This is a genomic window from Pantoea sp. PGP6 (assembly GCF_053474785.1).
In genome coordinates, this window is record NZ_JBQBMA010000001.1 from 577,631 (window position 1) to 601,019 (window position 23,389).

Sequence of the window (23,389 nt, forward strand, 5' to 3'; positions counted from 1 at the left end):
TCCGGCAGCGGGCCGCCGCTAAGGAGTCACCATGTTCGACTTAATTATTCGCCGTGCACGCCTCAGCGATGAGCAGGTGGTGGATATTGCCTTGCAGGACGGCAAAATCGCCGCCATCGGCGAGGTAAAGGGCCAGGCGCACAGCGAGCGCGATCTGGCTGGCCGCTGCTACCTCAGCGCCGGCTGGATCGATTCCCACGTTCACTGCTACCCGAAATCCCCGATTTATCATGATGAGGCGGATGCAATCGGCGTCAGTCATGGCGTCACCAGCGTGGTGGATGCCGGCAGCACCGGCGCGCAGCACATTGATGATTTCTATCAGCTGACGCGCACGGCTCAGACCCAGGTTTATGCGCTGATCAACATCGCCCGCACCGGCATTGTCACCCAGAATGAACTGGCTGACATGACGCAGATTGACGGGCAGGCGGTGGCAGAGGCGGTGGCCCGACTGCCCGATTTTATCGTTGGCCTTAAGGCGCGCATCAGCAGCAGCGTAGTGGGCAAAAACGGTGTTCAGCCGCTGGTAAAAGCCAAAGCGATCCAGCAGGCAGCAGGCGGCCTGCCGCTGATGGTTCACATCGGTAACAATCCGCCCGATCTGGCGCAGATTGCCGATTTGCTGACCTCCGGCGACATCATTACCCACTGTTTTAACGGCAAACCCAACCGCATTCTGACGCCGCAGGGTGAACTGAAGGCTGCGGTAAAGCAGGCTATCGCTCGTGGCGTCAGGCTGGATGTCGGCCACGGCAGCGCCAGCTTCAGCTTTGAGGTCGCGCGCGTGGCCATCGCTCAGGGCATTCTGCCTGACACCATCAGCTCCGACATCTATTGCCGCAACCGGCTGGCGGGTCCGGTACACAACCTGGCGCACGTGATGTCGAAATTTTTCAGCGTCGGCATGACGCTGCCGCAGGTGATTAACTGCGTCACGGCCCACGCGGCGGACGCGCTGCGCCTGACGCGTAAAGGCCGGCTGGAGGTAGGTTACGACGCCGACCTGACCATTTTTACCATCAAACAACAGACCCGACCGTTTATCGATTCAGAAGGTGAACAGGTGGCGGGTGAGCAGCATCTGGTCCCGCTGGCGGCAGTGGTCGCCGGTCAGTGGATCGCGACAGAAGAAGGAGCAGCAAATGAGCTCGGTATATGAAAAATATGGCCTGAAGCCGGTGATTAACGCCTCTGGCCGTATGACGATTCTTGGGGTTTCAACCCCGACCTCTGATGTGATCGATACGGTAAAATATGGACTCGATCACTACTTCGAAATGAAGGATCTGGTGGACAAGACCGGTGCCTACATTGCCGGTTTGCTTGGCGTGGAGAATGCGCTGGTGGTTTCCTGCGCCTCAGCCGGCATCGCTCAGAGCGTGGCGGCGGTAATCGTTAAAGATAACCACTGGCTGCTGGATAATCTGCACGCGGCGCCGCTCAGCGTGCCGCATCAGATTGTGGTACCAAAAGGGCATAACGTTAACTACGGTGCGCCGGTCGGCAGCATGGTGACGCTGGGCGGCGGACAGCTGGTCGAAGCGGGCTACAGCAATGAGTGTTCGCCAGCACAGCTGGCAGCGGCGATCACCCCACAGACTGCCGCGATCCTCTATGTAAAATCGCATCACTGCGTGCAGAAAAGCCACCTCGACGTGGCGCAGGCGGCGGCAGTAGCGCGTGAACATGGCGTACCGTTGATCGTCGATGCGGCCGCAGAAGAAGATCTGCACTGTTATTACCAGGCGGGTGCGGATCTGGTGATCTACAGCGGTGCAAAAGCGATCGAAGGCCCGACCAGCGGGCTGGTGATTGGCCGTCATGACTATGTTGAGTGGGTGAAACGTCAGACCAACGGCATTGGCCGTGCGATGAAAGTCGGCAAAGAGGGCATTCTTGGCCTGACGCAGGCCATTGAAAACTATCTGACGCAGCCGAAAATCAGCGGCGCGCAGATGGTGGAAAAAATGACGCCGTTTATCAACCAGCTTAACCAACTGAAAGGCGTCACTGCCCGGGTAGTGTGGGATGCGGCGGGACGGGATATCGCCCGTGCCGAGATCGCCTTTGATGAGGCGACGATCCAGCAGCGTACCGGCGATCTGGTGCAGGCGCTGAAAAAGGGTGACACCGCCATCTATTTTCGCGGCTACAAAGCCAACGAAGGGATCATTGAGGCGGACGTGCGCAGCGTCAGCGCCGATCAGTTGCAGACCATTTTTGCCCGTATTCAGGCGCTGTTAACCGGAGAGAAAAACGCATGACGCTGACACCTAATTTTTATCAGGATCGCCTGTGCCTTAACGTGCTGGCAGGATCGAAAGAGAATGCACGCGCCATCTGGCAGGCGGCGGAAGGACACGTGCTGGTCGGCGTTCTGTCAAAAAACTACGCCAGTAATGAGGCAGCGATCGCTGATATGCGGGAATATGCCGCATTGATCGATAATGCGCTGTCGGTCGGCCTGGGAGCGGGCGATCCGGGTCAGTCGCAGATGGTGAGTGAGATCTCGGCCGTACTGCAACCGCAGCATGTGAACCAGGTGTTCACCGGCGTCGCCACCAGCCGTGCGCTGCTGGGTCAGTCGCAGACGGTGGTCAATGGTCTGATCTCGCCCACCGGCACGCCGGGCAAGGTAAAAATCTCCACCGGACCCCGCAGCGCAAAAAGCGACGACGCGATCGTTCCGATCGGCACCGCCATCGCCATGCTGCAGGACATGGGTGGCAGCTCGGTGAAGTACTTCCCGATGGGCGGCCTGCAGACGATTGATGAATATCGTGCGGTGGCGGAAGCCTGCGCCAGACAGGATTTCTGGCTGGAGCCAACCGGTGGTATCGATCTGGATAACGTTGAGCAGATCATTCGTATCGCGCTGGAGGCGGGCGTCAGTAAAGTGATCCCGCACGTCTACAGTTCGATCATTGATAAAGCCAGCGGTGAAACCCGTATTGAAGATGTGCAGCAACTGCTGGCAATCTGTAAAAAGCTGCTGGCCTGAGGATCTTTGCCAGACGCCCGCCGCTAACCGGGTGGGCGTCAGACAACATGGACGTTGCCCCACGATCCCCGTAGGCTGACCGCTGAATCCCGGCTTTTTTCCAACCGCAGCAACAGGTAAACCATCGTGAGATTTCCCAATCAGCGCCTTGCGCAACTGTTTGATGCCCTGCAAAACGAAACGCTGCCCCAGGATGAACTGGCGCGGCGTTTTGCCGTGTCGACGCGCACCGTACGCACCGATATCACCGCGCTGAATGCGCTGCTGGCGCAGCACGGCGCGCAGTTTATCCTGAACCGCGGCGCAGGTTATCAGTTGAAGATTGAGGATGCTCAGCGTTTCCAGCACCTGCAACAGCAGACCGCATCGCCGCTGCGGGTGCCGCGTACTTCGCCGGATCGTGTGCGCTATTTACTGACCCGGTTTCTCACCGCGGCCTATTCGATCAAGCTTGAGGAGCTGGCGGAAGAGTGGTTCGTCAGCCGCGCCACGTTACAAAATGATATGGCGGAAGTGCGGGAGTGGCTGGGTCGCTATCACCTGACGATCGAGAGCAAACCGCACTACGGCATGAAGCTGTTTGGCAGCGAAGTGGCGATCCGTACCTGCCTGACCGATCTGCTGTGGGAGATCGATCAGGCGCAGCCGGACAGCCCGCTGCTGACGATCGAAGCGTTAAACAGCGGCATGCTCGATACGCTGCGTCCGCTGTTGCAAAGCTGCTTTGCCCAACACAACATCCGCATCAGTGATGAAGGCGAACGTTACCTGCGGCTCTACTGTGCCGTGGCGGTTCGGCGCATCAGTGAGGGCTATCCGCTCAACGATCCCGGCGCTGAAGAGATTGGCGACGAGGTGCGGGAAGCGGCGCACCAGCTGATTAACCTGATGCGGCCGCTGGTAAGCAAACCGATCTCGCCCGCTGAGGAGAACTGGCTGCGGGTGAATATCGCCGCGCGCCGTATCCAGGCGATCGCCCCCAGCGCCATCAATGCCGATGATGCCGACGCCCTGGTCGATTATCTGCTGAGTTTTATCAATACCCATTACAACTTCAACCTGCAAAACGACCAGCAGCTGCGTGCCGATCTGCTCACCCATATCAAAACCATGATCACCCGGGTGCGCTACCAGATTCACATTCCTAATCCGCTGCTGAGCAACATCAAACAGCACTATCCGATGGCCTATGACGTCACGCTGGCGGCGGTAACCAGCTGGGGCAAATATACTCCTTACGTAATCAGCGAAAACGAAATCGGCTTTCTGGTGCTGCATATCGGCGTCGGGCTGGAGCGGCATTATGATGTCGGCTATCAGCGCCATCCGCAGGTGCTGCTGGTGTGCGACAGTGGTAATTCAACCTTACGCATGATCGAGGCGATGCTGCTACGCAGGTATCCGCAGCTGCAGGTGACGGCGCGATTGTCGCAGCGGGAATATGAGGCGCGCAGCCGGATTGATGAGGATTTCGTCATCTCAACCATTCGCCTCAGCGAAAAAGAGAAGCCGGTGGTGGTGATGTCGCCGTTCCCGACCGGTTTCCAGCTGGAGCAGATAGGCAAGCTGGTACTGGTGGATCGCACCCGGCCTTACATGTTGGCTAAATTTTTTGATGCTCAGCATTTTCACATTGTTGACCGGCCGATGACGCAGTCTGAACTGTTTCGGCAACTCTGTGACCAGCTGGAAGCGGAAGGGTATGTTGATTCAGCATTTTATCCGTCGGTAGAGGAGCGCGAAGCGATTGTCAGCACCATGCTGGGCGAAGGCATTGCGCTGCCGCACTCGCTGGGGCTGCTGGCGAAGAAAACCGTGGTCTATACCGTGCTGGCACCGCACGGCATCGCCTGGGGAGACGACACCGCCTACGTGATTTTTCTGCTGGCAATCAGCAAAAGTGAATATGAAGAAGCGATGGCGATCTACGATCTGTTCGTGACGTTTCTGCGCGAAAGGGCGATGAGCCGGCTGCGTGACAGTACGGATTTCGCCTGCTTTAAGGCGGTGGCGATCGACTGTCTCAGCCGGTTATAAGAGTGAAGGGATGCTCCCCGGCAGCGCGGGGAGAGAGTCAGTTCTTTTTCGCCAGCAGGCGGGGGATCTCGCGCAGGCACCAGGCTTTGGCTTCACCCATGCTGTCACGACGCCACGCCATAATGATATCTACCTCACGGGTATATTCCGGACTCACCACCCGCAGACGGCCCTCGGCAATATCCTGCTCAACCAGCGAATAGGGCATGGTGGCGACGCCCAGGCCGGCCAGCAGGGCGCGGCGTTTGTCTTCCATGCTGCTGACGGTCAGGCGCTGTTGCTTGTCCAGCAGCTGAACGGTCAGCACCGGGCGCTCACGCGCGGTATCCGCCACTGCAATACCGCGATATTTCACGCGCGTCACTTCAGACTGCGGTTCGGGTTCGTCATGAATCGGGTGGTCGGCGCTGGCGACATAGACACTCATCATAGTGTAAAGCTTGCGGGTGTTGATCTCGGTTGAGGCGCGGAAGTGCAGATCGGGGGCAATCACAATGTCGGCCCGTCCCTGTTCCAGCCGTTCCCACGCGCCAGCCAGCACTTCAGTGACCAGCGAAAACTGGGTATTGGCTTTGTCAGCCAGCCGCGTCACCAGCGGAAACAATGCCTCGGTCGGCACCAGCGCTTCGGTGACGATGGTCAGATGGGTTTCCCAGCCGCGCGCCAGCGCTTCCGCATCGGTGGTCAGCTTATCGGCCGCTTCCAGCAGCACCCGGCCACGCTCCAGCAGCATGCGTCCCACGTTGGTAAACTTGGTGCGGTGGCCGGAACGGTCAAACAGCACCACATCCAGCTCCTCTTCCAGTTTTTGCATGGTGTAGCTGAGAGCGGAGGGCACCCGGCCCAGCTCGTCAGCGGCTGCTGCAAAACTTCCGCGTCGATCAATCGCATCCATAACGCGTAAAGATTCAAGGGTTAACGCACGCTCTTTAGCCATCCCGGTTCTCTGTCAGGAAATTTGAACATGCCAGGCAGATTAACTGGCTAACAATCCGGCGTCCAGACTTTTACCATATGGGCATAAAGTCCGTGGCCGATCCTCGCCACCGGATGCTGGAGGTAAACAATGATAACAACACGCAGTGCGTCCGCTTGTGGTCAGGCCGATTTCGGTTGGTTGCAGGCGCGCTACAGTTTCTCTTTTGGCCACTATTTTGATCCTAAACTGATGGGTTATGCCTCGCTACGGGTACTCAACCAGGAAGTGCTGGCACCGGGCGCCGCTTTTCAGCCGCGCACCTATCCGCAGGTCGATGTGCTGAACATCGTGCTGCAGGGTGAAGCGGAATACCGCGACAGCGAGGGCAACCACATCACCGTACGTGAAGGGGAAGCGCTGCTGCTCTCTGCTCAGCCGGGCGTGAGTTACAGCGAGATCAACCTGAGTAAAGAGCGCCCGCTGACGCGGATGCAACTGTGGCTGGCCGCCTGTCCGGAGCGGGAAAACCCACGGATGCAGAAAATCGCGCTGTCAGAAGGGCAAACCACCCAGTTGCTGGCCTCGCCAGACGGCGCGGACGGCAGTCTGCAACTGCGCCAGCAGGTGTGGATTCATCAGGTGGAACTGGCACCCGGTGAACAGCATTCGATGCAGTTACACGGTCCGCGCGCCTATCTGCAATCGATTCATGGCTCGCTGGACGCTGTCTCTGGTACCGAGTATCAGGAAAAACTCGGCTGTGGTGATGGGGCATTTTTGCAGGAAGAACAGCAGCTCAGGCTGACGGCGAAAACGGCCACCCGGGCGTTAATTATTGATATCCCGGTCTGATGATTCAGCCATAAAAAAAGGCGGCCATGGCCGCCTTTTTGCTGTCTGAGGGTTTACTTCAGCATAGTGAACGCGGTGGTCACGTGCTTAACGCCGCTTACCCGGCTGGCCACATCGGCCGCTGCCTGGGCTTCCTGCGGCGTTACCAGACCCAACAGGAACACTTCGCCATTTTCGGTGGTGACTTTCACATTGGATGATTTCACCTGATCGCTGCCCAGCAGCTGCGAACGGATTTTGGTAGTAATCCAGGTATCCGAAGAAGAGGTTCCCAGCGTCACTTTCTGGCCGATACGAATTTCGTTATAGACCTCGGTTGCGCCATCAACGCCCATAGTGATCTGTTTAGCCCGGTCGGCGATCTCCTGCGAAGGGGCCTGGCCGGTCAGCAGGACTTTGCCCTGATAAGCGGTAGCGATAACGCGGGCATCACTTTTGATTTGTTGATCTTTGGCTAAGGCGTTAGAGACACGTAATTCCAGCGTGCCATCGTCGACCTGGGTGCCGACGGTGCGTGGATCGGTGGCCGTCTTGGTGGCGACAGCGGCGCTGCCGGCAACCACGGCAACACAGCCTTGCAGCAGCATTGCGGTTAACAGGATGGCTACAGCGTTCAATGCTTTCATTGGAGCTCCTTCGGTCATTCCTGGTGTGGAAACAGGGTGTTATCGATCAGATCGCATAAACAGTTGAGGGTCAGCATGTGCATCTCCTGAATACGGGCACTGCGGTGCGACGGGATGCGAATTTCCACATCATGTGGGCCCAGCAGTCCGGCAAGTTCGCCACCATCATACCCGGTAAGCGCAACGATAGTCATATCGCGCGTCACTGCCGCCTCAACGGCTTTAACAATGTCACGGGTATTACCGCGCGTGGAGATGGCCAGCAGTACGTCGCCCGCCTGGCCGAGGGCCCGCACCTGCTTGGCGTAAACCTCGTCATGCAGGCGATCGTTGCCAATCGCGGTCAGCATCACATTGTCGGCACTCAACGCCAGCGCCGGCAGGCTGGGGCGCTCAGTTTCGAAACGGTTGATCATGCTGGCGGCAAAGTGCTGAGCATTGGCTGATGAGGCACCATTGCCGCAGCTGAGGATTTTATTGCCGTTCAGTAACGACTGCACCAGCGTCATCGCCGCACGGGAAATGGCATCGGGCAACGCTTCTGCAGCGGCAATCTGGGTTTGGATACTTTCGGTAAAACACGCTTTAATTCTGTCCTGCACACGACCACCTGGTTCTAAACGTCTGCATTAAAGGCATTCGGCAGCCACTCGAGCGCCGTGCCGGTAATGGCGATGATGTCGAAACGGCAATTCACTGTTTCAAAACTGCCGCCGCGTTGTGCCAGCCAGAGAGCGGCAGCACGCAGCAGCTTATGTTGTTTCTCGCGGGTCACGCTGGCGAGGGCTCCACCGTAACGCGCATCGCGCCGGTAGCGAACTTCGACAAACACCCAACAGTGCCCGTCGCGCATAATCAGGTCAAGTTCCCCGCCGCGACAATGGACATTGCTGGCTTCCCATTTAAGGCCTGCCTGCTCCAGATAGCGGCGGGCACGCTGTTCGTGCCCGGCACCAATCTGACGGCGATTTAGTTGGCCGGCGCGATTTCGCCCCGACGATACTGGTTCCATGTCAACTTCCTGTTGATCACACAATCCGCATCGGCGCTGAGCTTGCCGGTATTGCCGTCCAGCGTAAAGCCCGGTGACTGACGCATCTGGTTAAAGTGATTCGCCAGCGTCCAGGCATCAATTCCCATCGCATACAGACGCACCAGCGAATAGTCATTGTTAAAGGACTTAGACGCCTGCTGCATCAGACCCGGATTGTTGCCGGAGAGCAGCGGAATATCACTGAACTGCAGGCCATCCATCTCCAGCCGGAAGTCGGCACCGGCACCCGCCTGGGCACTGCGGGAACTGGCATACAGCGCGATGTTGCTGCGGCTACCGGTACGCATGGTGATCATCGGTTTAATCAGCTGCAGCTCGCCTTGTGTTGAGACGATATAGACCGCATCGACCGCGCCGTCACCGCTGGGGCTGGCGACGTCTGGCGTGCTCTGCTGCGGAGCCGGAATGTTCACGCCCGCAATCGAGACGCCCTGCGGCTCGGCAGGTGCGGCGTTAACCGGCGTGCCGGATAAACTGATGCCTGCGCCACTGTTGATGCCCTGTTTCAGCTCAGCGGTGGAACCGAAGCGCTGCTGCAGCACGGTGCTGCCGCCCAGCGTCTGCCACTCCTGAGTAAATGCGTTAGTCACGCGATCGCCCAGTCCACTGCGTGGCACCAGCAACAGCGGCTGACGCTTGCCCTGATCCCAGATATGGTGCGCGGCATCGCGCGCTTCGTCTTCAGGAGAAAGCGCAAAATAACAAATATTCGGATGGTTCTGGATCTTTTCCGGCTCGTTAAGCGCCAGCACATTTAATGGCGTCTGGCTGTTAGCGACCTGCTCAACGTCACTCTTCAGCAGTGGGCCAACCACGATGGTGGCGCCATCCTGCTGTGCCTGCTGCATCACCTGCTGAATCGGCTGGCTGCTGGTGTCGTAGACTTTGATCTGCGCATTGCTGGCCGGTTGTGCGGCGGCTGGCTGCGTCGCCGCGGGTTGGGTTGCAGCAGGCTGTGCGGCGGCCGGCTGTGGCGTTGCCGCATCGGCAGGCTGCGCTTGCGGCGCGCTGATTGGCGCAGCAGAAGGACTGACGACCGCATCAGCAGAGGCGGGCTGTGCACTGGCGGTAGCATCCGCTGTCGCGGGCTGGGTAGCCGCCGGCTGCGGCGCTGGCGTCAGTGCGCCATTTTTGGCGTCATTAAAGCCTTTCTGAATCGCATTGGCGAACACCTGCGCCTGGCCGTTCAGCGGCAGCAACAGCGCAATGATGCTGGTGGAGGCTTTAGTGTAGTTCTGCATCTGACTCAGCTGAGTCGGTAAGGTTTTGGCTGCCGGGTTCTGCGGATAACGGGTCTGCCAGTCTTTAATGGCGGACTTCAGCATCTCAGCATCCTGGGTATTGGCACGCCAGACCGCGAGCAGATCCAGCCAGCCCTGCAAAACATTTTCGTCGGCGTTGATCACCAGATTACTGACTTCCTGCGGTGGCATCTGCGTCAGTGCCTGCCAGGTGGCGTCAATATTACTTTGATGATCCGGGCCTTTCAGCAGCGGCTCCTGCGCAATATAGGTACGCAGCAGCGAGAGCGAAGGGCGGCCCTGGGCGATAGCAATCTGCAAACCGTAATAGCGGGCCAGCTGATCCTGCGACAGCGCGCTGGTTTTCACCTGCTCTAAACGCGACTGCGCCTCTTTGACCTGCTGTTTTGACAGCTGCAACTGCGCCTGCAACAGCAATAGCTCCTGCTGCTGGGTGTCTGAAAGCTGTTGCGGCAGCTGGCTGAGCTGCTGGGTCGCCTCAGGATACTTTCCTTCCTTCAACAGGGCGCGGATTGCAAGTAATTGCCAGTCGGTCTTGCTATCATCGCTGCTCTGCTGCGCTTGTTGCAGATAATAGGCTGAGCTGGCGGTAGCAGGCCCCTGAATATTGACGGTTGAGGTTTGCGGCCCCTGACCGCTACACGCGGCTAAAATCAGCCCGGCAAGAATGACAGGCAGAAAGCGTCCTGCTTTACGACGAACGACTTTTGAAGGAAGCATACTGTATCCAGTGATGTTTTTTTCAAGATGCTCAATATTAAATCGGCAATTCGGATGAAACAATGAAACAACTCGATCGGGCAGAGATTTCTGCCAGCACGCTCTACATCGTTCCAACCCCGATTGGTAATTTGGGTGATATCACCCAGCGGGCGCTGACGGTGCTTTCGAGCGTCGATCTGGTCGCTGCGGAAGATACACGTCATACCGGGCTGTTGCTACAACATTTCGCCATCACTGCGCGACTCTTCGCACTTCACGACCACAACGAGCAACAGAAGGCCGAGCTGCTGCTGACGAAGCTGCAAGAGGGGCAAAGCATAGCCTTAGTTTCCGATGCAGGCACGCCGCTGATTAACGATCCCGGCTACCATCTGGTGCGGCGCTGTCGCGAAGCCGGGATTCGGGTGGTGCCGCTGCCAGGCGCCTGTGCCGCTATCGCCGCCCTGAGTGCTGCCGGATTGCCGTCCGATCGTTTCTGTTACGAAGGGTTTCTGCCGGCCAAAACCAAAGGCCGATGCGATACCTTACGTGCGCTGGTGCAGGAGCCACGTACCCTGATCTTCTACGAATCGACCCACCGTCTGCTGGACAGCCTGCAGGACATGGTGACCGAACTGGGCGCGGACCGGTATGTGGTGCTGGCGCGCGAGCTGACCAAAACCTGGGAGTCGATTTACGGTGCGCCTGTCGCCGAGCTGCTGGCGTGGGTGAAAGAGGATGAAAATCGTCGCAAAGGCGAGATGGTGCTGATTGTCGAAGGCCACAAGGCGGACGAAGAGGCGCTACCGCCTGACGCACTGCGCACGCTGGCGCTGTTGCAGAAAGAGTTACCGCTTAAGCGAGCCGCTGCCCTGACCGCTGAGATCCATGGCGTGAAGAAAAATGCGCTCTACAAATATGCGCTGGAGCAGCAAGAGGCGTGACAAATGGCGGCGAATGCCCTATCATCCCGCGCCGAAGCTGACCAGACAGTCGCCGCTTTGTCGTCGTCCTCACTTGTGGGGAGACGGGCAGAGGGGAGGAAAGTCCGGGCTCCATAGGGCAGGGTGCCAGGTAACGCCTGGGAGGCGCAAGCCTACGACCAGTGCAACAGAGAGCAAACCGCCGATGGCCCAGTAATGGGATCAGGTAAGGGTGAAAGGGTGCGGTAAGAGCGCACCGCGCGACTGGCAACAGTTCGTGGCACGGTAAACTCCACCCGGAGCAAGGCCAAATAGGGGTTCACAAGGTACGGCCCGTACTGAACCCGGGTAGGCTGCTTGAGCCAGTGAGTGATTGCTGGCCTAGATGAATGACTGTCCACGACAGAACCCGGCTTAACGGTCAGCTTCGACTTCTTCAAAAACAATAGGTTGTTGTATTTCAACTGGTTATCGCAGATTTTGGGATACAAATTGGGATACAGCAACCTTATTGTTCACATTCCTCATACGTTGCGTCGCAACGGCATCTACTACCTTTATTGTCGTTTCAATAATCGCTTCTTCCGATGTTCACTCGGTACAGATAGTCCTCGCCGTTGTAAAAGCCTTCTAGCTCGAATAGCCCCATACTTGGAGCTGTTAAGGGATGGCAACATTACTGAGGATTCTCTTAAGAAATTGATAACGGCTATGAAAAAACTTACCCAGCAAGATCTCGACAGTTTTATGATTGAACAGGCCGCTGATATATGTGCCTATGTAGAAAATCTTCCCGCAGCTAGAACAAAATTAATACGAAATGGCACAGCTTTGCCTTTACCTGATCCTGAGGTGATGCAGCTTCTGATTAATCAATTCTTAAACCACTATGAAGAGCATATGCTCAATGGTGAAACATCAGCTACTGAAGCTTATTTCATCGAAAATCTGTCTCAGAAGTATGACATCCGAGGTATGGAGGATGCGATTATGTCTGCTGCACAGAAACATAATGTTTTACTGCATCTATCCCAAACTGCTAATAAAGCACTTATGCAGCGTGATATCCCTAGTTATCAATCTGCTTTGCACTCTATGAAGCTGCAAGCACCAGCCCCATTAAGCGTATCGAGAGTTTCAGATGAGCCACCAGCAATGACGCTTGATGAAGCGTGGCAGGGGTTTGTTGCATTTAAATCAAATTGGTCACGAAGTATCCTGGTTGGAAATAACAAGTATTTCGAGGTAATACGTGTACTGCTCGGTGGAGATAGACCAGTAGATAAGATTACTCACCGAGATATAAAACAGCTTCTAGAGGTCGTTGAAGGACTGCCTAAACAGAACAAAAAACCTTATAAATCAATGAGCGTCGTTGAGTGTTTGGATCTTGAAGATATTCCTGATGAAGACAAAATATCTGAAAAAACAGTGCGCGATTATCTCAAACTATGCCAAGGCTTGTTTTCAACTTACCTCACCAGAGAGTTAGGGGTGTTGAATACCTCTCCAACACTCAATGTTACATACGAAGCTAAAAGTAAAAGTTATGGGAGTTTCAACAAGACTGAGATGGGCAAAATGGTGTCGCATTTCTCGACATTGGAAAATGAAGGAAAGTGGCTTTTCACCCTATTGGCCTACACTGGAGCACGACGCGCAGAGATCACTAAATTAAAAGCTTCTGCTGTTAAATTAGATGAAGATACTCAGCGTCATTACATTATGATTGAGGACAGCAAAACTGATGCTGGAACTCGCCAAGTTCCGCTCTCTAAACACGTAATAAAATCTGGTTTCTTGGAATACGTTGAAGCCAAAATGAAAGAAGAGCAGCTTTTCCCAAGTTACACCAATCTCAATAAGGCAACTCACCAATTCCAGGCTTTGCGCGATGCACTAGAAATCAGATCTATTGATGATTATGGTTGCCGCCGCCCTTTACACAGCTTACGTCATACCTTTGCTACAGAGGCTCAAAGACAGGGAAACTCTCTTCAGCTTGTACAGCAAACTATAGGGCACGAGCATTCAGGAATTGGTCAGACACAGCGTTATACGCATAAGTTTGGCGTTGAAGCTTTGCTACCTGTTATCGACAGTATCCATTGGTAGCAACCCATAGAGGTTTCAGGCGATGTCTTTTCATCGTCAATCACTTTACGGTTGATAAGCCCTGAATTGGGGATTTCAGCGGCTAAGTAATGATTTTATGTCGACTATTAGTCAATTAATAGTTGACATATGTTACCATTTCGTGTTATATTAAGACATAGGAAAGAAACGACTTAGCTCTACTTATCCCTTCATATCATTGGTTCCCGCGCATCCACCGCCAGATCTCGCAGTGATACCGAAAATCGAACATTCATAGTATTTGCATCCAGCCAGTATAAAACCCCGTTGCTAAACCCTTTGAGTTTCCCCGGCTTCTCCGCCGTAGATATCATTGTGTTGGGGAATAGCAGCGGGCTTTTTTTGGCCTAAAGAAAAGGAAATTTACGACTTATGACAAGTCAAAATCTCAGCACTATTCAGGATTGGCTACCTGCAATGAATTATTACGGCTACCGCCAGCGCCTGGAGACACTTGGAATACCTAAAACAGCACACCGCGTTAGTATTTTGTATTGGGCAGAAGAAGTAATGAAACATTGCTTTACCATCGAAGACTACATTCAAGAATTCAGCGAAACAAATGCCCACCGTGATTTACGACAGCTTGTGAACGCAGGTTTTTTAACAAAGGTATGGCACGACAATACTATTTATTATGTCACGCACTTTGCTCTATCTCCACAATCGCCTTGCGTATGCAGTCATTGCGGAGACTTCTCAATCAAAAAGCTAATTAAGCTAAGGAATAAAAATGTTTAGAACAAATACCCTGTTTAAGGGAATGGATAAAGATCTAAGAGAAATTATCTCTCCAATCTTCGAAGAAAAGTTTCCCCAACGGCTTCACCAGTATTTAGGAAAGTATCTTGATGACCGCCATCAAGTAAGTAATGCGCTTGAACCTCTTATGTATGAGATCGAATCTCTCATTAAACAGGGATACAGCCTCGACCGTAATCAACCTGTTATCAACCACCCAGGAAGCCACCTGTTTAGCTTCTTAATGGTGAGGCCCGCCGAGCTGGTTGAAAAGCAAAAAGAGGAGCTTACACAGCTTTGCGCCAAGGAGCTGTTAAAAGAGATCGAGCACGAAATTGTCAAACAACTGGAAGATGCAGAACGCGAAGCAGCAGAGGCAGAAGCCGAGCGCGCTCGCTTGGAAGCAGAAGCCGAAGCAGCGAAAGACACTACCAGTATTCGCGCCCGCGTTGCCGCTCTTCTGGCTGGAGAGTAACGGCGATGGATGTATTTACAATGAAGTCAGACCGCACCAGGCTTGCCCAGCGCAAGCGCCCAGCTTACCGAGAAGCAGCAAGGAAATGGCAGCGGGGAGTTGATCCGATCAGCGGTTTCAATCTAGGTAGAAATCCAGTGATAGACCACTGTCACGAGACAGGCTATTGCCGCGCCGTGCTCAACCAAAACACGAATATCTTTGAGGGGAAGCTAAACCAGACTCTTAGCCTCTCTGAGTTGCAGCGGCACGAGTGGACGGCGGCACTATTCAACCGAGACACCCGCATAATTGACGAAGTGACAACCCTCATTTACGAAAGCTGGCCTAACAAGGCAAACCCTGTTTTCGTATGGGAAATCATCAAGAGAATGGCTGTTTACTATTCCGCAGTTTGGGAGGTAATGGGCCACATTAAATACGAGATTCCAAAATGTCTATAGATAGTAAAATACAAGAGCTACGTAGAGAACGAGCCTTAAAAGAACACGAGCAACGCAACACACTACCAGCACCAACTCCCGCAGCCGATTTAACATCTACATTCCAATCCATCGCAAGGAAGTTAAGCAATGGATGACGTAGACATTGATCGCTTTAAAGAGTTAACCGCATACGGACTTATTCAGGTTTTACAAACCGAGGAAGGGATACCAGTAATTTACATCCCCACACTCGATCAATACTTTTCAATAACAGATGACTTTATCTCAGAGGTATAAAATGGAACAGCGCCAGCGGGGAATTACTCTCCGCATTCCTAAGGCATTACGAGATTCATTAGACGCCAAGCGCGGCGATCTTTCACAACAACAATACATTCTAAATCTATTATCTAAAACTCTGGAGACTTCCCCAAATGACAACAAAGACAGAACGATTCGCTGATTATCTTACACAGCAAGGCTATTGCTTTATTTCTATGCCAGCAGGAGTAAGGTTACTGAATATTCATACTCAAGCTACACACCTCGAAAATTTATTATACCCGCTTTATGCTCGATGGAGCGGAGAAGGCTCTTTTAATCCGGCGAGTATGTCTGAGCTTTACCGCCGAATGCCGCTTATCACCAATACAGTTTTTGATCCGGTAGCACCGCAAGGAATTGTCCGGGACACAGTGAACACATACCGCACTTTCACGCCGGATGCACCAGCAGCGAGTGACCTTAGTTTGTGGCTGGAATACCTCGCCAGGGCTTTCCCTAATGATGTAGACCGCACCGCCGTTTGTAGCTGGCTGGCGCATATCTTCCAGCGACCAGAGCAGCGCCCAACGTGGCATCTCGTTATCCCGTCAGACACCGGGACGGGGAAGGGATTTCTATTCCACAGCATTCTATCGCCGTTGCTGGCTCACCAGACCAAACATTACAGCAGCTATGGACAGCTTACCGAGAAGCACAACGAGAGTTTGTCCGACAATTTGATTGTGCTGTTTGACGATCCACCGCAGGCAACCAAGCGCGTAGCGGAGAGCCTCAAGAGCATTCAAACGGAGCCATACGTAGACATTCGCCCACTTTACGAGACCGCCCGCAAGGTAAGGATATACACCCGATTTATGACGTTCAGCAACAACGATCACCCAATCGACGTGGAAGAGAACGACCGCCGTCACTACGTCACTAACAGAATGGAGCATCACACAGACCGAGCAGAGACAGCGGCATTCATCGCCACGCTGAGCGACTGGCTCAAAGCTGGCGGGCTGGAAGCTATTCACGGCTGGTTTATGGCGTATGACCTTACACACTTCAATCCATACGCGCCGCCGCACAGCGAAGCACTGGAGAGGCTTAAGGAGGCATCGATCAGCCCTTGCCACCATCAGGCGACAGAGTTCACCGAGAAACGCCAGGTATTCAGCTTTGAACTGTTTCAGCAGGAATGCTCTCTTCTGGAAAGCACCAGATCAGCGACAGAGTGGTTAAAATCCAATGGCTACACCAGCGGCAGGATCTTTAAGAACGGGCCTTACAAGGACGTTAAGAACGCCCCAAAGGGTGCGTTATGGTATCCGGCATCAGTGGACAAGACCGAGGCTTGCAGATGGTATCTGGAGAATATTCTCCGTCTGGACGGGTCAGCCGGGTCAGCCTGATTACACCCGTCTGAAATTAAGCTTTGGGGGAGTAGGTCTGGACGGGTCAGCCGGGTCAGCCGGGTCAAAAATAAATACTTCCTTTAATCTTTTGACGTGGAACATTTTTGTTCTCACCTGAAACAAGGCAATTTGCCGCCATAGTTACAGCATTCTGCTTAACAACTCTCTCTTCGTAAATTTAAACAAAGTGGTTAATTCTCGACGATTTCCGTCAGGAAAGCAGGTAGTTACACTTAGTCACTATTGCATAAATCAACCAAATTATGACGAACTGACCAGCTACAGTCTGGATCACCGTCAGCCTCATACAGGAGCCTACATTGGCAGCTAACAACAGATACAAGAAAGACACACAAGATTACTTCAATCAGGATTCAGCGCGTCAGGAGCGCATACAGGAGCTACAGAAGACGCTCAACTACACCGAGCGCGGAGAGAAGCGAACGAGACAGGCAAAGAAGAGCAAGCCAGTGGAAATTGTGCCGTGTCCACGTCAGATCGGCAACTTGCCATTAGTGGAATGGGAACCGGGCTACATCATCAACAAAGAACAGGTAGAAGAGTTTGCATCAGGTGCCAGGGCGTTACCGGAGGAGCCACGCGACCAGGTGAATGCTACAGATATCATCTAGACGTGGGATTACTTCGTGAATGGGTATGATATGCCGTGGAATATGGCTAACTTCGAGTTTGAGGTATGGTATATGCACGACAAGAGCGATAGTAGAATCACCCATCACCCATAGCAGAGGGCAATTACGCTCCGCTAATTTCTTTCTTAACTCGGTATACGGTTGCTACACCACATCCAACGGCATCAGCAATTGCCTGATTAGTTAGGCCACCAGCTTCCAGCATCTTCTTAATCCGGGCGTGTTTCTTGCCGTCAGCCTGTTTCCCTAACATTTTACCTTCTGACTTAGCCACTGCGATCCCCTCAGCCTGGCGCTGGCGTATTATGCCACGCTCAAACTCTGCAACTGAGGCCATCATAGTTAGCACCAGACGGCTTGCCGGGGTGTTATCAAATTTCATCCCATTATCAAGGAAGGTTACAGCCACGCCTTTCTCTATCATCGTATCCACCAGCGCCAGCACATCCTTTGTGTTACGCCCGAGACGGTCAACAGACTTCACCAGCACTTCATCACCGCTACGCACCTTATCCAGCATCCGAGCTAGTTCGGGGCGGTTGGTATCCTTCCCGCTCAGCTTATCCACCATCACCTCATCACACCCGGCAGATTGCAGCGCGAGTACCTGACGTGCTTCGTTCTGGTCTTTACTACTAACACGAGCATATCCAAATTTCATATCTGTGCCTCAGGCTATCGTTTAAGTGAGTTTATGATAGCAGCTATCATATAAGTTGGTCAAAGGCTAAATGATAGGCTATTTAGTACAAATAATAGCCAGAAGCGCATGTCGTTTTCAGAAGACGGCTGCACTGAACGTCAGAAGCCGACTGCACTATAGCAGCGGAGGGGTTGGATCCATCAGGCAACGACGGGCTGCTGCCGGCCATCAGCGGACGCAGGGAGGACTTTCCGCAACCGGCCGTTCGATGCGGCACCGATGGCCTTCGCGCAGGGGTAGTGAATCCGCCAGGATTGACTTGCGCTGCCCTACCTCTCACTAGTGAGGGGCGGCAGCGCATCAAGCGGTGAGCGCACTCCGGCACCGCCAACTTTCAGCACATGCGTGTAAATCATCGTCGTAGAGACGTCGGAATGGCCGAGCAGATCCTGCACGGTTCGAATGTCGTAACCGCTGCGGAGCAAGGCCGTCGCGAACGAGTGGCGGAGGGTGTGCGGTGTGGCGGGCTTCGTGATGCCTGCTTGTTCTACGGCACGTTTGAAGGCGCGCTGAAAGGTCTGGTCATACATGTGATGGCGACGCACGACACCGCTCCGTGGATCGGTCGAATGCGTGTGCTGCGCAAAAACCCAGAACCACGGCCAGGAATGCCCGGCGCGCGGATACTTCCGCTCAAGGGCGTCGGGAAGCGCAACGCCGCTGCGGCCCTCGGCCTGGTCCTTCAGCCACCATGCCCGTGCACGCGACAGCTGCTCGCGCAGGCTGGGTGCCAAGCTCTCGGGTAACATCAAGGCCCGATCCTTGGAGCCCTTGCCCTCCCGCACGATGATCGTGCCGTGATCGAAATCCAGATCCTTGACCCGCAGTTGCAAACCCTCACTGATCCGCATGCCCGTTCCATACAGAAGCTGGGCGAACAAACGATGCTCGCCTTCCAGAAAACCGAGGATGCGAACCACTTCATCCGGGGTCAGCACCACCGGCAAGCGCCGCGACGGCCGAGGTCTTCCGATCTCCTGAAGCCAGGGCAGATCCGTGCACAGCACCTTGCCGTAGAAGAACAGCAAGGCCGCCAATGCCTGACGATGCGTGGAGACCGAAACCTTGCGCTCGTTCGCCAGCCAGGACAGAAATGCCTCGACTTCGCTGCTGCCCAAGGTTGCCGGGTGACGCACACCGTGGAAACGGATGAAGGCACGAACCCAGTGGACATAAGCCTGTTCGGTTCGTAAGCTGTAATGCAAGTAGCGTATGCGCTCACGCAACTGGTCCAGAACCTTGACCGAACGCAGCGGTGGTAACGGCGCAGTGGCGGTTTTCATGGCTTGTTATGACTGTTTTTTTGTACAGTCTATGCCTCGGGCATCCAAGCAGCAAGCGCGTTACGCCGTGGGTCGATGTTTGATGTTATGGAGCAGCAACGATGTTACGCAGCAGGGCAGTCGCCCTAAAACAAAGTTAAACATCATGAGGGAAGCGGTGATCGCCGAAGTATCGACTCAACTATCAGAGGTAGTTGGCGTCATCGAGCGCCATCTCGAACCGACGTTGCTGGCCGTACATTTGTACGGCTCCGCAGTGGATGGCGGCCTGAAGCCACACAGTGATATTGATTTGCTGGTTACGGTGACCGTAAGGCTTGATGAAACAACGCGGCGAGCTTTGATCAACGACCTTTTGGAAACTTCGGCTTCCCCTGGAGAGAGCGAGATTCTCCGCGCTGTAGAAGTCACCATTGTTGTGCACGACGACATCATTCCGTGGCGTTATCCAGCTAAGCGCGAACTGCAATTTGGAGAATGGCAGCGCAATGACATTCTTGCAGGTATCTTCGAGCCAGCCACGATCGACATTGATCTGGCTATCTTGCTGACAAAAGCAAGAGAACATAGCGTTGCCTTGGTAGGTCCAGCGGCGGAGGAACTCTTTGATCCGGTTCCTGAACAGGATCTATTTGAGGCGCTAAATGAAACCTTAACGCTATGGAACTCGCCGCCCGACTGGGCTGGCGATGAGCGAAATGTAGTGCTTACGTTGTCCCGCATTTGGTACAGCGCAGTAACCGGCAAAATCGCGCCGAAGGATGTCGCTGCCGACTGGGCAATGGAGCGCCTGCCGGCCCAGTATCAGCCCGTCATACTTGAAGCTAGACAGGCTTATCTTGGACAAGAAGAAGATCGCTTGGCCTCCCGCGCAGATCAGTTGGAAGAATTTGTTCACTACGTGAAAGGCGAGATCACCAAGGTAGTCGGCAAATAATGTCTAACAATTCGTTCAAGCCGACGCCGCTTCGCGGCGCGGCTTAACTCAAGCGTTAGATGCACTAAGCACATAATTGCTCACAGCCAAACTATCAGGTCAAGTCTGCTTTTATTATTTTTAAGCGTGCATAATAAGCCCTACACAAATTGGGAGATATATCATGAAAGGCTGGCTTTTTCTTGTTATCGCAATAGTTGGCGAAGTAATCGCAACATCCGCATTAAAATCTAGCGAGGGCTTTACTAAGCTTGCCCCTTCCGCCGTTGTCATAATCGGTTATGGCATCGCATTTTATTTTCTTTCTCTGGTTCTGAAATCCATCCCTGTCGGTGTTGCTTATGCAGTCTGGTCGGGACTCGGCGTCGTCATAATTACAGCCATTGCCTGGTTGCTTCATGGGCAAAAGCTTGATGCGTGGGGCTTTGTAGGTATGGGGCTCATAATTGCTGCCTTTTTGCTCGCCCGATCCCCATCGTGGAAGTCGCTGCGGAGGCCGACGCCATGGTGACGGTGTTCGGCATTCTGAATCTCACCGAGGACTCCTTCTTCGATGAGAGCCGGCGGCTAGACCCCGCCGGCGCTGTCACCGCGGCGATCGAAATGCTGCGAGTCGGATCAGACGTCGTGGATGTCGGACCGGCCGCCAGCCATCCGGACGCGAGGCCTGTATCGCCGGCCGATGAGATCAGACGTATTGCGCCGCTCTTAGACGCCCTGTCCGATCAGATGCACCGTGTTTCAATCGACAGCTTCCAACCGGAAACCCAGCGCTATGCGCTCAAGCGCGGCGTGGGCTACCTGAACGATATCCAAGGATTTCCTGACCCTGCGCTCTATCCCGATATTGCTGAGGCGGACTGCAGGCTGGTGGTTATGCACTCAGCGCAGCGGGATGGCATCGCCACCCGCACCGGTCACCTTCGACCCGAAGACGCGCTCGACGAGATTGTGCGGTTCTTCGAGGCGCGGGTTTCCGCCTTGCGACGGAGCGGGGTCGCTGCCGACCGGCTCATCCTCGATCCGGGGATGGGATTTTTCTTGAGCCCCGCACCGGAAACATCGCTGCACGTGCTGTCGAACCTTCAAAAGCTGAAGTCGGCGTTGGGGCTTCCGCTATTGGTCTCGGTGTCGCGGAAATCCTTCTTGGGCGCCACCGTTGGCCTTCCTGTAAAGGATCTGGGTCCAGCGAGCCTTGCGGCGGAACTTCACGCGATCGGCAATGGCGCTGACTACGTCCGCACCCACGCGCCTGGAGATCTGCGAAGCGCAATCACCTTCTCGGAAACCCTCGCGAAATTTCGCAGTCGCGACGCCAGAGACCGAGGGTTAGATCATGCCTAGCATTCACCTTCCGGCCGCCCGCTAGCGGACCCTGGTCAGGTTCCGCGAAGGTGGGCGCAGACATGCTGGGCTCGTCAGGATCAAACTGCACTATGAGGCGGCGGTTCATACCGCGCCAGGGGAGCGAATGGACAGCGAGGAGCCTCCGAACGTTCGGGTCGCCTGCTCGGGTGATATCGACGAGGTTGTGCGGCTGATGCACGACGCTGCGGCGTGGATGTCCGCCAAGGGAACGCCCGCCTGGGACGTCGCGCGGATCGACCGGACATTCGCGGAGACCTTCGTCCTGAGATCCGAGCTCCTAGTCGCGAGTTGCAGCGACGGCATCGTCGGCTGTTGCACCTTGTCGGCCGAGGATCCCGATGTCACTTTCAGAAGGCGACAGCACGAAATATCAAAAGTCGACCGCACGGTCTTTTCTGACGTTGGAGTCGCCTCAGAAAACGGAAAATAAAGCACGCTAAGGCGTAGTTCCCTCGGGCTACACCGCGTCCGCACTGCGCGGTTCTTTCTTCCCTTGCAGTGACGCAATCAGCGGGCAGGAAACGTTCCCCTTCCGCGCATGGCAGGCGCACACCAAATCAGACAGCACGGCCTCCATGCGCGCCAGGTCAGCCATCCTCTCGCGCACGTCCTTGAGCTTGTGCTCGGCCAGGCTGCTGGCTTCCTCGCAATGGGTGCCATCCTCCAGCCGCAGCAGCTCGGCGATCTCATCCAGGCTGAAGCCCAACCGCTGGGCTGATTTCACGAAGCGCACCCGCGTTACATCCGTCTCGCCATAGCGGCGAATGCTGCCGTAAGGCTTGTCCGGTTCCGGGAGCAAGCCCTTGCGCTGATAGAACCGGATGGTCTCCACATTGACCCCGGCCGTCCTGGCGAAAACGCCAATGGTCAGGTTCTCCAAATTGTTTTCCATATCGCTTGACTCCGTACATAACTACGGAAGTAAGCTTAAGCTATCCAATTCAGATTCGAAAGGACAAACGTATGTCTGAACCTCAAAACGGGTGCGGCGCGCTCTTCACTGGCGGGCTGGCCGCCATCCTCGCCTCGGCTTGCTGCCTCGGGCCGCTGGTTCTGATCGCCTTGGGGTTCAGCGGCGCTTGGATCGGCAACTTGACGGTGTTGGAACCCTATCGCCCCATCTTTATCGGCGTGGCGCTGGTGGCGTTGTTCTTCGCCTGGCGGCGCATCTACCGGCCGTCAGCCGCCTGCAAACCGGGTGAGGTTTGCGCGATTCCCCAAGTGCGAGCTACTTACAAGCTCATTTTCTGGGGCGTGGCCGTGCTGGTTTTGGTCGCGCTCGGATTTCCCTACGTCGTGCCATTTTTCTATTGATCACAGGAGTTCACCATGAAAAAGCTGCTTTCCGCCCTTGCCCTCGCTGCCGTTGTTGCCCCCGTGTGGGCCGCCACCCAGACCGTTACGCTGTCCGTACCGGGCATGACCTGCTCGGCCTGTCCGATCACTGTCAAGAAGGCGATTTCCAAGGTCGATGGCGTCAGTAAAGTTGACGTGACCTTCGAGACGCGCGAAGCGGTGGTCACCTTCGATGATGCCAAGACCAGCGTGCAGAAACTGACCAAGGCTACCGAGGATGCGGGCTACCCATCATCAGTCAAGAACTGATC

At 54.9% G+C, this 23,389-nt stretch carries 26 protein-coding genes, 1 other RNA gene and 1 pseudogene; 20 read left to right on the forward strand and 8 right to left on the reverse strand.

Annotated features, from left to right (window positions below):
* Nucleotides 1-31: 31 nt before the first annotated feature.
* From ACLIBF_RS02800 to ACLIBF_RS02815, 4 genes are all read left to right on the forward strand, one after another.
* On the forward strand, nt 32-1,162 hold the full coding sequence (locus ACLIBF_RS02800) for an amidohydrolase/deacetylase family metallohydrolase (protein ID WP_279810033.1): 1,131 nt from the start codon (nt 32-34) through the stop codon (nt 1,160-1,162).
* Nucleotides 1,146-2,267, forward strand: coding sequence for a DgaE family pyridoxal phosphate-dependent ammonia lyase (locus ACLIBF_RS02805; protein WP_046289267.1), 1,122 nt, complete (start codon nt 1,146-1,148; stop codon nt 2,265-2,267). The genes ACLIBF_RS02800 and ACLIBF_RS02805 overlap by 17 nt, the downstream gene beginning before the upstream one ends.
* Nucleotides 2,264-3,004: a 2-dehydro-3-deoxy-phosphogluconate aldolase gene (gene dagF, locus ACLIBF_RS02810; RefSeq protein WP_031376384.1), complete on the forward strand. Its 741-nt coding sequence runs from the start codon at nt 2,264-2,266 to the stop codon at nt 3,002-3,004. The genes ACLIBF_RS02805 and dagF overlap by 4 nt, the downstream gene beginning before the upstream one ends.
* A 126-nt stretch (nt 3,005-3,130) precedes the next feature.
* Nucleotides 3,131-5,041, forward strand: coding sequence for a BglG family transcription antiterminator (locus ACLIBF_RS02815; RefSeq protein ID WP_031376383.1), 1,911 nt, complete (start codon nt 3,131-3,133; stop codon nt 5,039-5,041).
* Nucleotides 5,042-5,078: 37 nt separating this feature from the next.
* Here ACLIBF_RS02815 and ACLIBF_RS02820 read toward each other — a convergent pair whose 3' ends face one another.
* The gene (locus tag ACLIBF_RS02820; protein WP_031376382.1) at nt 5,079-5,978 is read right to left on the reverse strand and encodes a LysR family transcriptional regulator; all 900 of its coding nucleotides are present in this window, start codon (nt 5,976-5,978) and stop codon (nt 5,079-5,081) included.
* Nucleotides 5,979-6,107: 129 nt separating this feature from the next.
* On the opposite strand from ACLIBF_RS02820, the gene ACLIBF_RS02825 reads away from it, so the two are divergent.
* On the forward strand, nt 6,108-6,812 hold the full coding sequence (locus tag ACLIBF_RS02825) for a pirin family protein (RefSeq protein WP_031376381.1): 705 nt from the start codon (nt 6,108-6,110) through the stop codon (nt 6,810-6,812).
* 53 nt (nt 6,813-6,865) lie between these two features.
* On the opposite strand, the gene dolP is transcribed toward ACLIBF_RS02825, so the two are convergent.
* The 4 genes from dolP to ACLIBF_RS02845 are packed head-to-tail and all read right to left on the reverse strand — an operon-like array spanning nt 6,866 to nt 10,474.
* Nucleotides 6,866-7,438 carry a division/outer membrane stress-associated lipid-binding lipoprotein gene (dolP, locus tag ACLIBF_RS02830; RefSeq protein ID WP_031376380.1) on the reverse strand — a complete coding sequence of 191 codons (573 nt, stop codon included), beginning with the start codon at nt 7,436-7,438 and terminating at the stop codon, nt 6,866-6,868.
* Nucleotides 7,439-7,452: 14 nt separating this feature from the next.
* A complete protein-coding gene (gene diaA, locus ACLIBF_RS02835) occupies nt 7,453-8,040 on the reverse strand; it encodes a DnaA initiator-associating protein DiaA (protein WP_031376379.1) in 588 nt (195 codons plus the stop codon).
* Between the two features lie 14 nt (nt 8,041-8,054).
* On the reverse strand, nt 8,055-8,450 hold the full coding sequence (locus tag ACLIBF_RS02840) for a YraN family protein (protein ID WP_031376378.1): 396 nt from the start codon (nt 8,448-8,450) through the stop codon (nt 8,055-8,057).
* Nucleotides 8,408-10,474: a penicillin-binding protein activator gene (locus ACLIBF_RS02845; protein WP_069729049.1), complete on the reverse strand. Its 2,067-nt coding sequence runs from the start codon at nt 10,472-10,474 to the stop codon at nt 8,408-8,410. Before ACLIBF_RS02845 ends, ACLIBF_RS02840 begins: the two co-directional genes overlap by 43 nt.
* A 62-nt stretch (nt 10,475-10,536) precedes the next feature.
* Between ACLIBF_RS02845 and rsmI the strand changes: the two genes are divergently transcribed.
* The 9 genes from rsmI (at nt 10,537) to ACLIBF_RS02890 (ending at nt 17,470) form a co-directional block, all read left to right on the forward strand.
* Nucleotides 10,537-11,400 carry a 16S rRNA (cytidine(1402)-2'-O)-methyltransferase gene (gene rsmI, locus ACLIBF_RS02850; protein ID WP_031377220.1) on the forward strand — a complete coding sequence of 288 codons (864 nt, stop codon included), beginning with the start codon at nt 10,537-10,539 and terminating at the stop codon, nt 11,398-11,400.
* A 33-nt stretch (nt 11,401-11,433) separates the two neighbouring features.
* Nucleotides 11,434-11,812: RNase P RNA component class A (gene rnpB, locus ACLIBF_RS02855), an RNA gene on the forward strand.
* 278 nt (nt 11,813-12,090) lie between these two features.
* On the forward strand, nt 12,091-13,494 hold the full coding sequence (locus tag ACLIBF_RS02860) for a tyrosine-type recombinase/integrase (RefSeq protein ID WP_448309294.1): 1,404 nt from the start codon (nt 12,091-12,093) through the stop codon (nt 13,492-13,494).
* Between the two features lie 393 nt (nt 13,495-13,887).
* Nucleotides 13,888-14,256, forward strand: a complete 369-nt coding sequence (locus tag ACLIBF_RS02865; protein WP_307451447.1) for a hypothetical protein — start codon at nt 13,888-13,890, stop codon at nt 14,254-14,256.
* Nucleotides 14,249-14,731: a hypothetical protein gene (locus ACLIBF_RS02870; protein ID WP_029570707.1), complete on the forward strand. Its 483-nt coding sequence runs from the start codon at nt 14,249-14,251 to the stop codon at nt 14,729-14,731. Before ACLIBF_RS02865 ends, ACLIBF_RS02870 begins: the two co-directional genes overlap by 8 nt.
* Nucleotides 14,732-14,736: 5 nt before the next feature.
* A complete protein-coding gene (locus ACLIBF_RS02875; protein ID WP_307451454.1) occupies nt 14,737-15,174 on the forward strand; it encodes an endonuclease domain-containing protein in 438 nt (145 codons plus the stop codon).
* 129 nt (nt 15,175-15,303) lie between these two features.
* Entirely contained in the window at nt 15,304-15,453 is a 150-nt protein-coding gene (locus ACLIBF_RS02880) for a hypothetical protein (protein WP_448309295.1), read from the forward strand.
* Nucleotides 15,454-15,590: 137 nt separating this feature from the next.
* Nucleotides 15,591-16,835 (forward strand): primase-helicase family protein, encoded by a 1,245-nt coding sequence (locus ACLIBF_RS02885; RefSeq protein WP_448309296.1) that lies wholly within the window; start codon nt 15,591-15,593, stop codon nt 16,833-16,835.
* 323 nt (nt 16,836-17,158) lie between these two features.
* Nucleotides 17,159-17,470, forward strand: a complete 312-nt coding sequence (locus tag ACLIBF_RS02890) for a hypothetical protein (protein WP_448309298.1) — start codon at nt 17,159-17,161, stop codon at nt 17,468-17,470.
* A gap of 124 nt (nt 17,471-17,594) precedes the next feature.
* Here the strand turns inward: ACLIBF_RS02890 and ACLIBF_RS02895 are convergent, their stop codons facing one another.
* Nucleotides 17,595-18,152 (reverse strand): recombinase family protein, encoded by a 558-nt coding sequence (locus tag ACLIBF_RS02895; protein WP_425036284.1) that lies wholly within the window; start codon nt 18,150-18,152, stop codon nt 17,595-17,597.
* Between the two features lie 311 nt (nt 18,153-18,463).
* Entirely contained in the window at nt 18,464-19,477 is a 1,014-nt protein-coding gene (gene intI1 / locus ACLIBF_RS02900; RefSeq protein ID WP_000845048.1) for a class 1 integron integrase IntI1, read from the reverse strand.
* A 145-nt stretch (nt 19,478-19,622) separates the two neighbouring features.
* On the opposite strand from intI1, the gene aadA1 reads away from it, so the two are divergent.
* The 4 genes and pseudogenes from aadA1 to ACLIBF_RS02920 form a co-directional block, all read left to right on the forward strand.
* A complete protein-coding gene (aadA1, locus tag ACLIBF_RS02905) occupies nt 19,623-20,414 on the forward strand; it encodes an ANT(3'')-Ia family aminoglycoside nucleotidyltransferase AadA1 (protein WP_001206316.1) in 792 nt (263 codons plus the stop codon).
* A 163-nt stretch (nt 20,415-20,577) separates the two neighbouring features.
* Nucleotides 20,578-20,925: a quaternary ammonium compound efflux SMR transporter QacE delta 1 gene (locus ACLIBF_RS02910; RefSeq protein WP_000679427.1), complete on the forward strand. Its 348-nt coding sequence runs from the start codon at nt 20,578-20,580 to the stop codon at nt 20,923-20,925.
* A complete protein-coding gene (gene sul1, locus ACLIBF_RS02915) occupies nt 20,919-21,758 on the forward strand; it encodes a sulfonamide-resistant dihydropteroate synthase Sul1 (RefSeq protein WP_000259031.1) in 840 nt (279 codons plus the stop codon). Before ACLIBF_RS02910 ends, sul1 begins: the two co-directional genes overlap by 7 nt.
* Before the next feature lie 127 nt (nt 21,759-21,885).
* Nucleotides 21,886-22,122: pseudogene (locus ACLIBF_RS02920) on the forward strand (GNAT family N-acetyltransferase); the annotation flags it as partial.
* A gap of 117 nt (nt 22,123-22,239) precedes the next feature.
* Here the strand turns inward: ACLIBF_RS02920 and merR are convergent.
* Nucleotides 22,240-22,674 (reverse strand): Hg(II)-responsive transcriptional regulator, encoded by a 435-nt coding sequence (gene merR, locus ACLIBF_RS02925; protein WP_000429838.1) that lies wholly within the window; start codon nt 22,672-22,674, stop codon nt 22,240-22,242.
* A 71-nt stretch (nt 22,675-22,745) separates the two neighbouring features.
* Between merR and merT the strand changes: the two genes are divergently transcribed.
* Nucleotides 22,746-23,096 carry a mercuric ion transporter MerT gene (merT, locus tag ACLIBF_RS02930; RefSeq protein WP_032454987.1) on the forward strand — a complete coding sequence of 117 codons (351 nt, stop codon included), beginning with the start codon at nt 22,746-22,748 and terminating at the stop codon, nt 23,094-23,096.
* Between the two features lie 15 nt (nt 23,097-23,111).
* Nucleotides 23,112-23,387, forward strand: a complete 276-nt coding sequence (gene merP, locus ACLIBF_RS02935; protein WP_000735441.1) for a mercury resistance system periplasmic binding protein MerP — start codon at nt 23,112-23,114, stop codon at nt 23,385-23,387.
* Nucleotides 23,388-23,389 lie beyond the last annotated feature (2 nt).

What these genes read in the sequence shown, in the direction of transcription:
- ACLIBF_RS02800 (WP_279810033.1), top strand. Translation starts at nt 32, where the DNA reads ATGTTCGACTTAATTATTCGCCGTGCACGCCTCAGCGATGAGCAGGTG.
- ACLIBF_RS02805 (WP_046289267.1), top strand. Translation starts at nt 1,146, where the DNA reads ATGAGCTCGGTATATGAAAAATATGGCCTGAAGCCGGTGATTAACGCC.
- dagF (WP_031376384.1), top strand. Translation starts at nt 2,264, where the DNA reads ATGACGCTGACACCTAATTTTTATCAGGATCGCCTGTGCCTTAACGTG.
- ACLIBF_RS02820 (WP_031376382.1), bottom strand. Translation starts at nt 5,978, where the DNA reads ATGGCTAAAGAGCGTGCGTTAACCCTTGAATCTTTACGCGTTATGGAT.
- ACLIBF_RS02825 (WP_031376381.1), top strand. Translation starts at nt 6,108, where the DNA reads ATGATAACAACACGCAGTGCGTCCGCTTGTGGTCAGGCCGATTTCGGT.
- dolP (WP_031376380.1), bottom strand. Translation starts at nt 7,438, where the DNA reads ATGAAAGCATTGAACGCTGTAGCCATCCTGTTAACCGCAATGCTGCTG.
- ACLIBF_RS02840 (WP_031376378.1), bottom strand. Translation starts at nt 8,450, where the DNA reads ATGGAACCAGTATCGTCGGGGCGAAATCGCGCCGGCCAACTAAATCGC.
- ACLIBF_RS02845 (WP_069729049.1), bottom strand. Translation starts at nt 10,474, where the DNA reads ATGCTTCCTTCAAAAGTCGTTCGTCGTAAAGCAGGACGCTTTCTGCCT.
- rsmI (WP_031377220.1), top strand. Translation starts at nt 10,537, where the DNA reads ATGAAACAACTCGATCGGGCAGAGATTTCTGCCAGCACGCTCTACATC.
- ACLIBF_RS02860 (WP_448309294.1), top strand. Translation starts at nt 12,091, where the DNA reads ATGAAAAAACTTACCCAGCAAGATCTCGACAGTTTTATGATTGAACAG.
- ACLIBF_RS02865 (WP_307451447.1), top strand. Translation starts at nt 13,888, where the DNA reads ATGACAAGTCAAAATCTCAGCACTATTCAGGATTGGCTACCTGCAATG.
- ACLIBF_RS02870 (WP_029570707.1), top strand. Translation starts at nt 14,249, where the DNA reads ATGTTTAGAACAAATACCCTGTTTAAGGGAATGGATAAAGATCTAAGA.
- ACLIBF_RS02875 (WP_307451454.1), top strand. Translation starts at nt 14,737, where the DNA reads ATGGATGTATTTACAATGAAGTCAGACCGCACCAGGCTTGCCCAGCGC.
- ACLIBF_RS02880 (WP_448309295.1), top strand. Translation starts at nt 15,304, where the DNA reads ATGGATGACGTAGACATTGATCGCTTTAAAGAGTTAACCGCATACGGA.
- ACLIBF_RS02885 (WP_448309296.1), top strand. Translation starts at nt 15,591, where the DNA reads ATGACAACAAAGACAGAACGATTCGCTGATTATCTTACACAGCAAGGC.
- ACLIBF_RS02895 (WP_425036284.1), bottom strand. Translation starts at nt 18,152, where the DNA reads ATGAAATTTGGATATGCTCGTGTTAGTAGTAAAGACCAGAACGAAGCA.
- intI1 (WP_000845048.1), bottom strand. Translation starts at nt 19,477, where the DNA reads ATGAAAACCGCCACTGCGCCGTTACCACCGCTGCGTTCGGTCAAGGTT.
- aadA1 (WP_001206316.1), top strand. Translation starts at nt 19,623, where the DNA reads ATGAGGGAAGCGGTGATCGCCGAAGTATCGACTCAACTATCAGAGGTA.
- ACLIBF_RS02910 (WP_000679427.1), top strand. Translation starts at nt 20,578, where the DNA reads ATGAAAGGCTGGCTTTTTCTTGTTATCGCAATAGTTGGCGAAGTAATC.
- sul1 (WP_000259031.1), top strand. Translation starts at nt 20,919, where the DNA reads ATGGTGACGGTGTTCGGCATTCTGAATCTCACCGAGGACTCCTTCTTC.
- merR (WP_000429838.1), bottom strand. Translation starts at nt 22,674, where the DNA reads ATGGAAAACAATTTGGAGAACCTGACCATTGGCGTTTTCGCCAGGACG.
- merT (WP_032454987.1), top strand. Translation starts at nt 22,746, where the DNA reads ATGTCTGAACCTCAAAACGGGTGCGGCGCGCTCTTCACTGGCGGGCTG.
- merP (WP_000735441.1), top strand. Translation starts at nt 23,112, where the DNA reads ATGAAAAAGCTGCTTTCCGCCCTTGCCCTCGCTGCCGTTGTTGCCCCC.